Origin of the sequence: Streptococcus sp. HMSC056C01, assembly GCF_001811305.1 — a bacterium.
Lineage (GTDB): Bacteria > Bacillota > Bacilli > Lactobacillales > Streptococcaceae > Streptococcus.
In genome coordinates, this window is record NZ_KV804195.1 from 1 (window position 1) to 16,570 (window position 16,570).

Below are 16,570 nucleotides of genomic sequence, written 5' to 3' on the forward strand. Positions count from 1 at the left end.
CTTGCAAGGCTTTGTCTACCGCATCCTGAGTCTTAGCTGCCTCAATAGCAGTAAGAGCTTGCTCTGATAACTCAACTAGTTTCTTCTTAGCTTCCTTATCATCACCTAGTTCTTTGGTCTTGTTTTGAATAGCCTCTGCTAGACTTGCCATAGCCTTATCATAGTTAGGCTCTTCTGGTTGAGCTGGTGTTTCTTCGACACCGTAGTTTTCTTCCTTATCAAGGATCGTTTGCAAGACTGTAGCTGTTTTGAGAACTTCTTGTGGTTTAGCATCACTTGCTGAAAGTTGCTCTGATAATTTGTCCAAGTTTGACTTAAAGGCTTGACGTGCCTCTGGAGTGTTCTTCAAGCTTGTTTGGTCAAATTTATCCAATTCATCCTTCCAGTTCTTCATAGCTTGAAGCAACTCTTCTTTGGTATAAAGAGCACTATCTTCTCCATGCGTGATAAACTGGTCAACTTGGATACCAATATTTTTCGTAGTATCATTACGTTTTGGATCCAATTGCAAGGTTACAGCATGCCAACCTTCTTCAAGTCCTGTTAGACGAACGAGAGTCTGATCACCTTGACGTGTGGCAGCTGTACCACTGAAGTACTTCTTACCGTTGTATTCAGACGCATTACCTAGGCCATCTTGATACTCGACTCTTCTACCGTCTAACGTCACCTTGTAGATACCATGACCTGGGTCTACAAAACCTTTAATTTCGAGACCTGTACCGTAGAAGTAGGCTGTTACGCTAGCATTTTTCTTCTGCTCTTCCGTTAAACGACCAAATGACGCCCAAGACTCAGTGTTTTGGTATTTACCTGATGAATTCGTTTCATGGTGCCAACCTGGACTATAGTCAAGTTGACTGGCCTGATCATCATGACTGACTTGATCTTTTTGAAGCAATTCAGCTTTCATCACTCGAATCGTTGCTTCTGAAGCAAATCCAAGCAAAGCTTCGTCTGAAGCACTCGTCATTTTCACTTTGAAGTCAAAGATAGAGTCAGCTTGCTCCGTAAAGTCAATTGTCGGAATGGTCAACGTTTTTTCTGTTTCACCTTCTTGGAAGGTCAAATCAGCTGTTGTATCCTTATAAACTTTACCATGAACCCCTGTTCCTGGTTCAGTCACGACATGAACTGTTGCAGCTCCTTTGCTACCACCAACACGTTTAATGGTTACAGTAACTGGTTGGCCTTTTTGAACTTCATAGCTTGTTTCTTTCAACTCAAACATACCTTTACCAGCATTATTGAGCGTGTAGATACCTTCAGTTGCAATAGCTTTTCCAGTTTTGTTAACGAGTTTGATGGTATGTTCACCTGGAGCCAAGTCATCTGTTTCATAAACCATCTGGCTACGTTTACGAGCTGCATTATTCGTTTGTACGTCTGCAACCTTTTGACCATCCACATAAACTGACATTTCACCGTGATTTGGATCCACTGTAGATACGACATAAGCCTTAGTTCCATTGAAACGGTAAGTTACGCTAGCATCTTTTTGATTGGTCCACATGGATGTTCCACGAACGCCTTCAGATTCGTCATACCAGGTTGTATTTGCTTTGTCAGCTGTTGTATTTGAATGGTAATCCAAACCTAGAGGATAGCCATCTGTTTTTTCGATACTACTTGGTGTCTTATAAACAGAGAAGTTTGTCAAAATAGGAGTTGCTTGTGAATTCGTGATAGTCACACGAATCTTTTGTGCTTCTACAGGTTGACCTTGGACAAGACGACGATAACCAACAGTCGAACCTTCTCCATATGGAACCCAGCGACCATTGAGCTCAACTTCAACCTTAAATCCAGAGATACGTTGACCTTTAGCAATATCTTCTTTGAGTTCGACTACGTCAAAGCGTCTCTTTTGACCGAGATCGACAGTAAATTCACCTGTCTTCGCATCATTTGACAATGCCCAACTAGTATCATCCTTACCATCGGTTAGGTTACTTGCTTGATACAAGTGATTCTTACGGGTAGAGCTTGCCGTTACAGTTGCTCCCTTGGCGAAGTCAGTCGCATACATTTGATCCAAGGTTGCTCGGAATTCTTTCAAGCGAGCGACGTCTGCGTCTGCGAATTTACCTTCTTTATTTGGTGGAATGTTGAGTAGAAGTGGCGTTCCACGACCAACAGACTTGAAGTAGATATCCATCAAATCTTTGATTGATTTTGGTTGTTGATTGTCATGGTAAAACCAACCTGAACGAATAGAAACGTCTGCTTCACCGACAGAGTACATATCTCCTTCTGGGTCTCCATGGTTGAGATATTCATTCTTCACATCGTCAGTAATTTTAGCTTTCTTAACCTTATGCCAAACTGGATCTCCAGCGATACCACGTTCATTACCAATCCAACGGACACTTGTTGGTTGAGCAGAGAAGATAGCGATATCTCCTTCAGCTTCCTTGATGTACTTGAACCACTCGTCAAAGGTGTAGGTTACTTTTTGAGCTCCGCTACCACGCGCACCGTCCATCCAAACTTCGATGAATTTACCATTATTTCCGTATTTAGGATTGCCAAGGATTTCCTTGAGCTGGTTGAGGTAGTATTCGTTGTACTCTTTTTCAGTTGAAACATGATATTTAGGATTATTGGCATCCCATGGTGATAGGTAAACACCCATATTCATGTCATATTTCGTTGCTGATTTAGAGATTTCTTCGAGAAGGTCTCCCTTACCGTCTTTCCATGGACTTGCAGCTACCGTATGGTCTGTGTATTTAGATGGATAAATCACAAAACCGTCGTGGTGTTTGACAACCATGATTGTTCGTTTGAACCCAGCATCCTTCAAAGTCTTAATCCACTGGTCTGTATCAAGGTTTGTCGGGTTAAAGTTTTGAGGATTTTCTCTACCATTTCCCCACTCAGAGTTGGTGTAAGTGTTCATACCATAGTGGATGAAAGCAGCCAATTCTTCTTTGTGGTAGTCCAATTGAGCCTTGCTTGGTAGTGGTCCATAGTTTCCAATTTCTGTTTCTTCGTCTTTTGGATCCACTACTGGAGTTGCAGGAGTTACTGGTTTTGGATCTTCAATTTTTTCGTATTCAAAAATAACTTGATTCACTCCTTTATGTTGGATTGTTGCTTCTTGGCTTGCATTGACTGCACGGTAGCCTGCAATTTCTTTGGCTTGGAATCTGTGAACAAAGGAAACTTCATATTCTTTACCTTCATTATTGTCCACAGTTGCAGTTGCCAATTCTTGGTCGGTACCTTTCAAACGATAATGAACGTCAAAGGAACCTTTATTGACCTTATAAACAACCTTGATAACGCGAGTTCCTGCAGGAGCCTTGCTCACAACGCTATAATCATCTTCCCAAGCATCTTTTAGTTGCTTGTTGACAGTTTTGCCGTCAATCGATACAATCTCATATTTTTCTTTATTCTTCTTGAAGAAGTCAGTCTTTTCAATTTCTGTTTTATAGTTATAGTCGAACTGAGTTCCAACTTCTGTCTTTTCAACAAAAGTATCGTTTTCTTTGACTGGATTATCATTTTGGTCTAGGTGTTCGACAACAACTCGTCCATAATCAACACCTTCAAGAAGAGTCGCTACACCACTTTCATCGAAGGAATATTTGTTTTCACCGATAACAGCTGTCTTATTTCGAAGCATTTCTCCCTCTGGAGTGAAGTAATAACGATTGCCGTTATCGCCTTGATACCAACCTTTGACACCGTACTTGTCAATGATTTCTTTGACCCATGCCAATTGTTCTGGTGAGAGGACAAGCCCTCCTCCAAAGCGATCTTTTTCAGCAATGTTTGCATTATCGACAGTTCCACGTTGGTGGATCCCAATGACCTTACCATCACCGTTGATAATCCCACCACCTGAAAGACCTGATACAGAAGTCAAACGATAGGTAACACCCACTGTTCCCTTATCATCATACTTTTCAGTACCTTTAACAACACCGTCCGCCTTATACAATTGACCTGGAACAATTGGTTCCTTCAATTCTGGAGACGTTGAATCTGTAGGGTAACCGATGGTGCTAACAGGTTCTCCAGCTTTGTATTCTCGATGTTCTGCTAAAGGAGTAAAGGTAGCTGCCTTATTTGGACTTGCAATTGAAAGTGGAACTGGGGCTACAACCAAGGCTAGGTCATTCTTATAGCCTTCACCGAATTTTTCTTTATTCCAGAAATGAATATCTTTTTCCTTGAACAAAACAGTATTTCCTGAGCTTGGCAAAGAATTATTCTTAGCAGTATTTGAACCTACATTGTAATAGAACTTAGCCGTATCACCACCACGGATAGAACCCGCATTAGTATCCGCATCCTTGACCAAGAAGTTGTGGGCCACTGTCAAGATGACATTTGGAGCAACAAAGATACCTGAACCTGAGTTAAGGTATCGCTGACTACCGCCATTTGCCAGAGGTGAGCTAAAGATTGAATAAACCATAGTAGCAGATGTAGCTGGTTGACCTTCATAATTGATATGCTTAAGGTCTTGTCCGCCATTGATAATAGCTCTATTTTCTTTTTCGCCTTCAGATGGAGCTGCTTCTGTAGGTTTCAAAATGCTCTTAGTCTCTACTTGTGGGCTATCTTTTTCTGATACAATAGCTGCAGTATCCACTTTTTTCACTGGTGTATCAGGATAAGCACGATCAGGGATTTCTTCAGGGAGTAAATCACCAGCCACTTCAGCAGTCTTTCCTTCCTCTGCCACCTTCTCAATAGCAGGTTCTGTTTTTTCAGTTACTTCTTCTTTAACTGCTTCTTCTTTTTCATGATCTACATCTGCTACTTCTTTTGCTTGACTATCTACTTCAAGTTTTGGTTCCGTCACAAGTTCACTAGCCGCAACATTCCCAGTTGCAAAAAAAGCAAGACCGACTGCTACAGAAGCAACACCAACAGTCAGTTTACGAATACTAAATATTCGACCTTTTTCTAAAAAATATTGTTTCATCAAATACTCCTAATCTTCTAGAGCAGTCAGCTACTGCCCGAGCCCAGTGTTATCTGGCGACAATTTTGGTTTGATCTCCTAGCTTAAAATTCTTTCCCTGAGCTATTTATTTTGAGTAAATATAAGGCTATAGAAATCGCTTACATTTTCAAAAAATAAAATAATGCTTCCATTAGCAAGAATTTTTCTAGAGTTTTCGCATTATTATAAATATACTATGTTATATTAAAAAATGCAAGGGTTTTCAAAGTTTTAACTAGATTTTTACTAAATGATCATTTTACTGTTTATGACTAAAAAATCCTAAATTGGCAAGGCCAACTTAGGATTGTTTTGTTTTGAAGTGATAGTAAGCTCCAAGCATACCCGCAGTATTTTGATGACGCGCAAACTCTAATCTTGTTTTTTCCGCTAAACTTGGAACAAGCGCATCTTTCAGAGCTGTACGAATTTTCGGTTTCAAAATCGCTTCCTGCCCCATAATACCACCACCTAGTATAACAACCTCTGGATTGGCAACATAACAGATGTTAGCAAGACCTTTCCCAAGATAGTCTACCATACGGTCAATTCCCTCCATACAGAGTTTATTGCCTTCTGTAGCTTCTTTGAAAATTCTACGACCATTCCAATGGGCTACTTCTTCATCATGAGCCTTAGCTACATACTCAACCAAGGCAGTTGTAGAAGCTAAATCTTGGAAAGCCCCATCTTGCATATGCATATAGCCAACTTCACAGGCAGAATTACTAAATCCATGGAAAATCTGGCCGTCAATGATTAAGCAACCGCCAATGCCCGTTCCGATGGTCAAACATAGCGTTATTCCTGCACCTTTTCCAGATCCAGAAACAGCTTCTGCTAGCCCTGCACAGTTGACATCATTTTCAATTTCACAAGGAACTTGGAAACTTTCTTCAATTTCTTTTTTAAATTGAGTCCCTGCATAGTTTGGGATCTGTGGACCAGCATAGAAAATCTCACCCTTATCAGGATCAACCATTCCCGCTGAGGAAATAGCCACACCTGCCACCGGTCCTTTTTCTAGATAGCTAGCTACGATATCTTTTGTTTTCTGTAAGATATGTGGACCGCCCTTATGAGCCTCAGTCGCTACTTCGTGAGACTCAACAAGTTGTCCATCTTGGTCAATCAAACCATATTTGATATTAGTTCCACCAATATCAATTGCAACGTAATTAGTCATAAAGCCTCCTATTGATTAGAGGAAACGCTCCTTAGTTTCACGAATCAATTGAGCAGCTGCTTCTACAACTGAACGATCTTCTTCGGTCACTGGTGTAAGTGGAGAACGAACTGATCCGATATTAAGTCCTTCATTGATTTTCAAGACTTCTTTGATAACGCCATACATGTTTCCATGCGCAGCAGTCAATTTACCAATGATAGCGTTGATAGCATATTGCAATTCACGCGCTGTTTCTAGGTCTTTGTCTGCAATCAATTGGTTGAGTTTCAAGAAGAGTTCTGGCATAGCACCATAAGTACCACCGATACCAGCTTTTGCACCCATGAGACGTCCACCTAGGAATTGTTCATCTGGACCGTTAAAGACGATATGATCATCACCACCAAGACTAACAAAAGTTTGGATATCTTGAACTGGCATTGAAGAGTTTTTAACACCGATAACACGTGGGTTCTTCAACATTTCTGTGTAAAGACTTGGAGTCAAAGCAACACCTGCCAATTGAGGAATGTTATAGATAACATAGTCTGTGTTTGGTGCTGCTGCACTGATGTCGTTCCAGTATTTGGCTACTGAGTATTCAGGCAAACGGAAGTAAATTGGTGGGATTGTTGCGATAGCATCAACACCCAAGCTTTCTGCATGACGAGCAAGTTCGATACTGTCTTTAGTATTGTTGCAAGCCACGTGAGCAATGATTGTCAATTTACCTTTAGCAACTGCCATGACTTCTTCCAAGATCAATTTACGGTCTTCTACACTTTGGTAGATACATTCACCTGAAGAACCGTTGACATAAAGTCCTTGAACACCTTTATCAATAAAGTATTGCACCAAAGCACGAGTACGTTCTGAGCTTACTTCGCCCGCATCATCATAACATGCGTAGAAGGCAGGAATAACACCTTCATATTTTTTTAAATCTGACATAGATTTCTCCTAAGATTTCTTATTTTCTGCTCTGGGCAGATGATTTTTTACTATTTTAGTATACACCTTGTGAAAAGCGCTTTCAATACATCTCAGCCACTTAGATTTTAATTTCTATTCATCTCTCGTAGCTTTTCATGCTTGAAAGTAGTTTCATATCATTTTCAATCTGCTTGATATTTAGCAAACAATTTTTCCATTAATCCAGCCTGGCAAAAGGCAAGAAGACCAAAGCCAAAGAGTAGAAATGCTGATCCACCGAGCACTAGAGTAAAGCCTGATAGATAGAGAATCATCATGATTAATAAAATAATCGCAAGCATCAAGAAGAACCACACGAAGTTAAAGCTTACCAAGAGCAAGCCCTTTTGGAGCACTTCTTTCCAAGTTAAGTCATAGCGTGCTGCAATTGGATAGCTAGCCAACATAACTAGAGTTAAAAATATCAAAATTCCCAAGCAAATGGCTTTAATGAACTGGAAGCCTAGACTGGTTTGCCCCCAGAATAGAGATAAGTCAACCACGCTAATCAGAAAAATTCCTAGTTCCAACAAACCTAACTGGAGACCTAATTTCAAATTTTGCTTAAAGGCTCTCATATACGTTTTAAAAACAGGAACACGTCGACTACTCTTAACTTCGAAGATTGTCTGATAGAGACTGATCTTTGCTATTCCAATCGTCACAATAGGCAAACAAGACACAACAAAGAGTAGGTTAACCGTCACGATATCTAAAACCTTCTCACAAAATCGCATAAGAAAGTTATCCGTATCGAATGCCGCTTTTATTAATCCAGATCCTTTATGTGCCATTGTTTGCTCCTCCTAACTGACTAATCGATTAAAATTTTAAATAAGTATTTGCGAACTTTATCTTCCATACCTGCATAGCCATTAGGCTGATGAGGTTCACCTGGGAAAAAGACTGCAAAATTGTGATAACCCAATAAAAGTGGGTATTGTTCATGACAATGAACAAAGCCGATATCGCTAGCTTCGTCAAAGGCTACAGCCTCGTCTTTTACACGAGAACCGTAACTAGAATACTCATGTCCTTCAACTAACAAATGCAAATCTGCATAGTTTTTATGATGCTCAAAGCGATCATTTTCTTCTTTATTGAGAACATTTTCTTGTACAACTAGGAAAACTTTATCCCCATCAATCTCGTATTTCCCTAATTCAAAGTTATCTTTACGATGCTCATAGAGATAATCAATAGCCTTGTCCAGATTTGGGTGAATTCCCTTGTAAAAGCTAATGTTTTTTAAATCATCAAAAATCATAGTAATTTCCTTTACCTGATTGTTACCTTCAGACATAAGATGTCTGGCCAGTAAGTTTATAAGTGTCTAACAAAACTTCATGAAGTAAGCAACTCCTCTCCATTTTGTAGACACTTATATATCCTGTATTCTCTTAGTCTATCAACTATACTGCTGCATACTGATAAACAATTTGTACTATTTTCAATTTTCGCAGAGTACTATCCTTTGACAGCTCCCATAGTAATCCCTTGAGTGAAGGATTTTTGGAAGACAAGGAAGACTGTTACGATTGGCACAGCTGCAAGGGCAGCCCCTGCCATGATCAAACCGTAGTTAGTTGCCATCTCGGCCTGCATAGTCGCAACCCCGAGTGAGATGGTCAAGTTTTGACGTGAAGTCAACATTACCAATTGCATGAAGTAGTCATTCCAAGTATTGATGAAGGTGAAGATTGCAAGAGCTGCAAATCCTGGCTTCACGATAGGGAAGGCTACGCTCCAGAAGGTACGAATTTCGCCACATCCATCGATTTTAGCAGATTCGAGCAATTCTGTAGGAATGTTTTCACTGAACTGTTTCATAAGGAAGACCCCGAATGGCCATCCGATCAAAGGTAAGATAACTGCCCAAAGAGTGTCATGGATTCCCATGAAGTTGACGATACGTACCAATGGTACAAGGACAACTTGTTTTGGAAGAGCCATGGCAGCGATAAAGATTGCAAAGAGAATGCGTTGACCATAGAAACGTTTCTTAGCCAATACATAACCTGCTAGTGAAGAGGTTGCACAAACCAAGAACATCGTTACTAAAGAAATGAAGACTGAGTTCCACATCCATTGCAAGGCTGGGTTTTGCACCATCAATTGTTGGAAGTTCTCCATGGTTGGAGCTTTAGGGAACCATTGTGGTGGAATCATAATGGTATCTGGTTGTGATTTGAATGCACCTGTCAAGATCCAGTAGAATGGGAAGATAAACAGTACAGTCAACAAGAGCAAAATGATTGTTGAAATAACAGTAAAGGCTGTTAATGGTTTCTTTTGTTGTGTAGGTTGCATAGCTGTCTCCTTTCCTTAGTATTCTACATCGTTTCCGAGGATCTTGAATTGAGCGAAGCTGACAAGGGCAATCATAACTGCCAAGAATACACCAATAGTATTAGCATAGCCATATTCAGTCAATTGGAAGGCTTTTTCGTAGAGGTAGTACATAAGTGTACTTGTTGAGTAGTTTGGACCACCAGATGTCAACAATTGAATCAAGGCGAAACATTGGAATGAGTTGATGGTTGTGATGATTGCGATATAAAGTGTTGTTGGAAGAAGGCTTGGCCATTTAATCTTCCAGAACACTTGAAATTCAGTCGCTCCGTCAACACGCGCTGCTTCCACAAGTGAGTTATCAATATTACCCATTGCAGCGATGTAGAGAATGATTGGTTGACCAACTGATGTTGTCAAAAGGATAATCATAATCGCCATCAAAGCCCAGTTTTTATCTCCCAACCAAGAAATGTTTTGGCTGATGATATGGCTTGACTTAAGCACGAAGTTCAAAATACCTGATAGTGGATCGTAGATCCATTTCCATACTACTGTTACGGCAACACTACCTGTTACTACAGGAAGGAAGAATACGAAACGATAGAAAGATCTAGCAACGGCATTTTGTTGGTAAGTTTGTGATGCTACAAAGAGCGAGAAGAGTACAACGACTGGTACAGACCCGATAACCAAGATTACGGTATTAATCAAAGATTTTGTAAAGACAGGGTCTTTAAACATACGAATGTAGTTGTCTAAGCCAACAAACTCAAAGCTTGTCATCGAGTAGTTAAAGAAACTTGTGATGAAGCCCATGATCATTGGAGCTAAAACGAAGACGGTAAAGAAGATTAATACTGGTGCTAGGAATGCGTAGGAAATAATAGTTTCCCGCATGCGAATTTTATTGATTTTCACAGTCGGCACCTCACTTTCACATAGTTTTGTTTTTTTGACTGTTATCTGACCCTGATCTAAAATCAAAATGAAATTTTTCTAAGATTCGTCAATGTAAAAACTTCATTTTAATTTTGACCTGTCAGTTGCTTCTATTTCAAACAAAAGTCCCCCTTTTCATACACAGATATGCTCAGGGAAAAGGGGGGAACTCAGTTTTTATTTAGGGCTTATTATTTAGCTGCTTTTTTGATTGTTTCATTCGCTTTTTCAGTGAATGCTTTCAATGCTGCAGCAGGTTGTTCGTCACCATTTGATACAGCTTGCAACATTGGGAACCAAAGTGTTCTCATTTCAGCAAAGCCGTCGATTGTGTTGTAGTATGGTGAGTAGTATTGGGTCCAGCTACCGATTGTTTCCATACGTTTGTCATCATAAAGTTTTCCAAATGAAGTACGAACTGGGAATGCGCCTGTACGAACTACGTCTTTAGGACCCCATTCTTTGTCATCTGCGATGAATTGGATGAATTTCTTAGCTGCTGCGACTTTCTTTTCGTCTTTGTTGTTAAATACTGCAAATCCGTTTACAAGGTATTCAAGAGCTGGCTTGCCTGAATCAGATGGGAATGGTACTTCTACCACTTCTACTTTACTTGATTCCAAAAGTTTAGCTTGGATACCATTTTGAGCTGGTGCCCAAAGGATTGTGTAAGAAGTTTGACCATTTGCAAAGTTTTGGATGTCTGCTCCACCGTCAAATTGTGAACCGTTGTTCAACAAACCATCTTTGATCCAGCTTGATGCTTTTTCAAGACCTTTAACGAATTTAGGATCGTCAGTTGTATACTTAGTTACATCTTTGTCAGTTACAGAACCGCCATAAAGGTTAGCGATGAAGGCACGTGTTCCTTGGTCTCCCCCTTGACCTGAACTGAACAATGAACCTGGTGTATATCCTTTATCTTTAAGCGCTTTCAAAACTTTTTCAAAGTCATCAGTTGTCCAACCTTCTTTTACAAGGTTTGCAACTCCTGCATCTTCCAACATTTTCTTGTTCATCGCCATGTAGAATGGTGCAGAACTGATTGGATACATGTAAGCTTTATCACCAGCTTTACTTGCTTGGATGATATTTTCGTTGTTAACATCTTTCACAAATTCATCTGTAAAGAGGTCATTCAACTCAGCCAATTTACCATTTTTACCGTATTGGATGATACGTCCTGGTGCGTCAAAGAGTACGTCTGGCGCAGTTCCAGCTTCGATTGCTGTAGTGATCTTTTCAGGTCCAGATTTGAAGTCGATTGTTTCTAGTTTAACTTTAACATCTGGATTTGCTTTTTCAAAAGCTTCGATGATAGATTTTTCATAAGTTCCTACACCATCGCCAGTTTTTTCTTGAGTAAAGACTGGGAATGCCCACCAAGTGATTTCAGTTTTTCCACTGTCACTACCTGAGCTAGCCGCATCTTTGTTTGCATCTGATTTGCCACAAGCAGCAAGAGATAGAACCGCAGCACCCGCAAGTACTGTACAAGCTAGTTTTTTAAATTTCATTTGTATTCTCCTAAATGATGATAAGCGTATCCGAATCGGATAATGAGTAATGTCAACTTTGTATACGTTTTCATTTTTTCCTACTAATCAACCACTCTCCTCGTTTTTTATATTGTGTTATTTAAGACCCGCAACAAATCGTTCCGTAATCTCTTTTGGTCTAGTAATAGCGCCACCAACTACGATACCTCGCACTCCGTAACCTAGGATTTGCTTAGCTTGTTCTGGTGTGTGAATTTTTCCTTCAGCGATGACGTCCACCCCTGCATCACAGAGTTTCTTGATGAGTTCAAAGTCTGGGCCATCCACTTTTGGACTGTAAGAAGTGTAACCTGACAAGGTTGTTCCGACAAAGTCAATTCCCGCTTCAACTGCTGTTAGACCTTCCTCAAAGGTACTTGTGTCAGCCATCAAGAGTTGATTTGGATATTTTTCTTTGATCTGACGGATAAATTCTTGGATCTCCAAGCCATCATGACGTTCACGTTTGGTACAGTCAAGAGCAATGACTTCGATGTCAAGAGCTGCTAGTTCATCTACCTCTCTCATAGTCGCTGTGATGAATGGTTCCTGTGGTGGATAATCACGTTTAATAATTCCGATAATCGGAAGTTTAGTGACCTCTTTAATTTCCTTGATATCTCGAACACTGTTTGCTCGGATACCGACTGCACCACCTTGTTCAGCTGCTTTCACCAACAAGGGGATAACTCCTCCCGCTTCTGTGTAGAGCGGTTCATGAGGAAGTGCCTGACAAGAAACGATGATTCCATCTTTGATTTGTTCAATCAAGGCTTCTTTACTAATTTGTGGCATCTACTTTCCTCCTTTTCTTTTCCTTTGTGTTTATGTGACTATTATAGCTTATTATTAAAGCGCTTTCAATAACTTGTGCTAGAATAGATTGGAGTTTCAAAACAATTTTATGCAACAGTTTCTTCTGAAAGTAGTTTCAGGGACCTAAAATCTATCCCAACACCTCTTAAATCTTGAAACCAGCCCTTTTTTCTCGCAAACATGAAAGAAAAAAGGCCGTAACAAATTTCCGTTACGACCCTTTCTAACTAAGATCTAGTTTCACTAAGGAAACTTTCACTTTCAACGATTTGACTAATCTTCTTTTCTCTTCCCCAAAGCAAACATACCAAGGAGCATCCCCACAAGTCCTACTGATGCAAGGGCAGAGGCATCTTCGTTTCCTGTCTTAGGAAGAACATCTTGACGAACTGCAGGTGCTTGATAGGTCTTATCTTGTGACATAGCCTGTGATACAATAGACTGCTGACCTTTGTAATCTGGATCTTTATGGCCTGCTCCTTCTGAACCTTTGGTGCCAGCTGTAAATCCTGGGTTTTCTGTCGGTGCGACGTTATTCTTCACACTGCCCGTGAATGCTGGCACTTCATGAACAGCTGCTTCACTACCATTGACTCCACCCACAAATCCTGGTTTTTCAGGAGTTACAGGACTATCAGCGCTTACTCCGCCTGTGAATTCTGGGACTTCATGAACAGCTGCTTCTACACCATTCACACCACCTGTGAATTCTGGTAATTCATGAACAGCAGCTTCTACACCATTCACACCACCTGTAAATTCTGGAACTTCGTGAACAGCAGCTTCACTACCGTTGGCAGCTCCAGGAATACCTGCTCCTTCAAGACTCACTGGAAGATTGTGCATACTCTCGATAGCTCCAGAAGCAAGTCCAGTTATCTCCTGACCAAGATCTGACTTGTCTATTGTAAATAGCAAAGTCTTCGTATCGTACTGGGTCATGAAGTTTACTTTTTTACCATTTGCCAACTGAAGTGTTGGGATTTTGTTGACCAAAACTTCTGAATCAAACTCTACTGCAAGAATTCCTGGCCATTTTTCAATAACATTTTTAACTTTGGCTTCTTTAGGAGAAATTCTTTCCTTCGTTAAGAAATCCCAGTTGAATTTTTTGAAGGATAGAGTATAAGGATTGCCACCAGCTTCATGATGTTCATACAAGAGACCAAATTCTTTTGGTCCAATCTGTTGAAGTGAGTTATAGGCATATTCCCCTTCTTGAATCAAATGATGATGCAGCCAAGTCAACTCGCCATCTTCTTCTACGCGAGCCACTCGAATGTAACCATTCTTACGACCTGGGCCATTGGCATTTGCTAGAAGGATATACTCCTTACCATCTTGAACCGTATGAGTCGCTGCCATTTGAACATAGACATCTGGTACATCATAGCGTGCTACATAGTTGTCCCATGTAATACCACCATCATTACTTGTCGCAACTTGCAAATCACCAGTCAAACCACGCATAAAGAGTTTCAACTGACCATTATTCAGCTGAACAACAGAAGATTCCGTATTTTGAGCGTAGTAATTGTTCATGTTGCTTGAATCAACTACTGTACCATCATAAAGTGTACGGTTATCATTGACACCGCCACCCATATGCCAAGTCTTACCATGGTCATCTGAGTAGATGATACGAGATGATTGAGAACCATTGAGATGGTTTGTTCTATTCGTCGTATAGACAGGAACGACGATACGACCTTTATGAGGTCCATTCTGGAGGGTAATGCCTACTCCAGGTCCCACACCTAAGAATTTCATCCAATCAGCTTTGACCATTGGTGTAATATCTTGTGGCGCAGACCAAGTCTTACCGTCATCATCACTGTAAGACATCCATAGGTAGCTGTCTTTAGCAATTCTAAATGGAGAAGTTTTATTGCTTGTAAAATAGATATTTCCTAGCAGTTGCTCACCCTGATAAAGATCACCTTTATCACTATAAGCCGGCTTGACTGGATTTACAACAACACGGTAATCCGTTGCCTGACCATCTGGTGTGTAGACAAGGCCATTTTCACGAATGGTATAGGCTCCATTTTCTCCTTCACGGTAGAGAATTTGGTAGGTTTTTCCATCAATTTCTTTATAAGCTTCCTCTTTTTCAGCTGACATCCCAAAGATACCTTTTCCTTCTGGGAACATATCATAGACTGAAAAGATGCGTTTAGTTTCAGTATCTTGGGCTAAAACCATATCGATATTTACTGGTGAACCAACAGATGGATCAGTAGCTTTTGGATTGTCGCGTAGATTCGTAAGGGTGATACGATCGCCCCATGTTTGACCCTGATCTTCACTTCGTTTGACGACCATACCGATATCGCCCCAGTCATAGTGGTGCAAACGACGTTCATCAGCTCCAGCAATCAAAGTTCCCTTGTCAGTCTTAAGAAGGGCTGGAATACGATAACTATTAATACCATCTGGATTTGACTGCCCATTTTTACCAGCTTCAAAAACATCCTTTTTATCTGTTATCTCAGCTCCTTCTGGAAGCTTTTTCTCTAATTCGGATCTTTCAAATAGGTAGCTACGATTTTGAACTTCTTCTGGACTCAAGGCACGATCGTAAACAGTTAGATTACGAACTTGTAAACCTGCCCCCCAAACCATACTTCCTGCACGATTTGTGGTACCAATTTGCATATGATTCACATCAGGCATATCTTTGATAAAGCGTCCTGATTTCTTACTTGTTCGTGACAAAACTCCGTTTACATAGAGACGAACTTGCCCATCTGGAGAATCTGCACTTGGTCTTTCAACTGTAAAGGTTACTGAGTTCCACTGACCTGGTTTGACAGTTAATGGTGCGTCTGTGTATCTATCATAAAATTGATCGCCGTTTTGATCGCGCCCCTCAATCAAGGCAACATTGTTGTAAACAGCCATGGTGAAATATTCATTTCGAACCTTATCACTTGAGACTGAGAAAAGGTTGTAAAATGCTGGTGCAGAAGCATCTGGTTTGAACTCCATATGAATGGTCGCATTTTGAAGCTGTTTCAGTTTTTCCAATTGCTCTGTCAGATCAATTCTATTGCTATTTGCAGCATTAGTCTCTACATCTTCCTTTTCAAGAACAGTATTGACATTTTCCAACTCTCTAGCATAGTAATCACGTGGAAGCGCAGCTGGATCTTTTTCGGTTTCTCTAGTTGCTTCTGCCGTTTCTGCTGTTGCAGTTGTTGCTGCCGTTGCAGTTGTCTCTGTTCCAGTATGTGCTTCTGTAGATGCATGTGTGACTGTATCTACCCCATTAGACTCTGTCGCACTCTTTTCAGTATCTACTGCTTTTTCTGCCTGTTCCTTCTCTACTCCTAGTTCTGTCGTCTCCTTATTGGTAGTTGTTGCTTCTTGTGCTAATACCGGCGATGCACCAAAAACAACTGCTCCAATCACTACTGAAGCGGCTCCTACTGTAAATTTGCGAATTCCGTATCGTTGTTTTCTCTCCAACTGATTATGCTTCATCTTTCTTCCTTTCATTTTTAAAAATAAAGCGCTTTCTTTTTTGCTTAAAATTTTTAGCCATCTGACTAACTAACAAAAATTACTTTTTCACGAATGGTTACACTCGCTCTTTCAAATTTTCTCTCACTTAACGACCCATCGTTAACTAGAGTCTCCTACTCCTTTCAAATTTCATCTTATTCTCATTATATAATAAATTTCCCTATTTTAAGATAGATGAATATAGAACAGATTTCACTTTCAATTTTTGAAACATAAACTCAGACATTTGAAACTACTTTCGGGTACTTTGGATTTTTTCAAACAGAAAATTGCTTCATTCGGTTGAATCGTTTTTTTAATGAACTTTATCTCAAACTTATACTCAATGAAAATCAAAGAGCAAACTAG

The 16,570-nt window shown here is 40.2% G+C and carries 10 protein-coding genes; all 10 read right to left on the bottom strand.

Annotation, left to right across the window (positions count from 1 at the left end; translation table 11 throughout):
• Positions 1-4,945: alpha-L-fucosidase (locus HMPREF2795_RS04100; protein WP_075228291.1), on the bottom strand; the 4,945-nt coding region annotated here is incomplete at its 3' end.
• Positions 4,946-5,267: 322 nt separating this feature from the next.
• Entirely contained in the window at positions 5,268-6,152 is an 885-nt protein-coding gene (locus HMPREF2795_RS04105) for an ROK family protein (protein ID WP_075228292.1), read from the bottom strand.
• A gap of 15 nt (positions 6,153-6,167) precedes the next feature.
• Positions 6,168-7,085 carry a dihydrodipicolinate synthase family protein gene (locus tag HMPREF2795_RS04110; protein WP_075228293.1) on the bottom strand — a complete coding sequence of 306 codons (918 nt, stop codon included), beginning with the start codon at positions 7,083-7,085 and terminating at the stop codon, positions 6,168-6,170.
• 164 nt (positions 7,086-7,249) lie between these two features.
• Positions 7,250-7,900, bottom strand: coding sequence for a YesL family protein (locus tag HMPREF2795_RS04115; RefSeq protein ID WP_075228294.1), 651 nt, complete (start codon positions 7,898-7,900; stop codon positions 7,250-7,252).
• A 20-nt stretch (positions 7,901-7,920) separates the two neighbouring features.
• A complete protein-coding gene (locus HMPREF2795_RS04120) occupies positions 7,921-8,373 on the bottom strand; it encodes a NanQ anomerase/TabA/YiaL family protein (RefSeq protein WP_006150881.1) in 453 nt (150 codons plus the stop codon).
• A 200-nt stretch (positions 8,374-8,573) separates the two neighbouring features.
• Entirely contained in the window at positions 8,574-9,416 is an 843-nt protein-coding gene (locus HMPREF2795_RS04125) for a carbohydrate ABC transporter permease (RefSeq protein WP_001183246.1), read from the bottom strand.
• Between the two features lie 15 nt (positions 9,417-9,431).
• Positions 9,432-10,298 (bottom strand): carbohydrate ABC transporter permease, encoded by an 867-nt coding sequence (locus HMPREF2795_RS04130; RefSeq protein ID WP_033587514.1) that lies wholly within the window; start codon positions 10,296-10,298, stop codon positions 9,432-9,434.
• 233 nt (positions 10,299-10,531) lie between these two features.
• Positions 10,532-11,857, bottom strand: coding sequence for an ABC transporter substrate-binding protein (locus HMPREF2795_RS04135; protein WP_061863813.1), 1,326 nt, complete (start codon positions 11,855-11,857; stop codon positions 10,532-10,534).
• Between the two features lie 117 nt (positions 11,858-11,974).
• Positions 11,975-12,673 (bottom strand): N-acetylmannosamine-6-phosphate 2-epimerase, encoded by a 699-nt coding sequence (locus HMPREF2795_RS04140; protein WP_001135656.1) that lies wholly within the window; start codon positions 12,671-12,673, stop codon positions 11,975-11,977.
• A gap of 294 nt (positions 12,674-12,967) precedes the next feature.
• On the bottom strand, positions 12,968-16,180 hold the full coding sequence (locus HMPREF2795_RS04145; protein WP_075228295.1) for an SIALI-17 repeat-containing surface protein: 3,213 nt from the start codon (positions 16,178-16,180) through the stop codon (positions 12,968-12,970).
• Between the last annotated feature and the right edge of the window lie 390 nt (positions 16,181-16,570).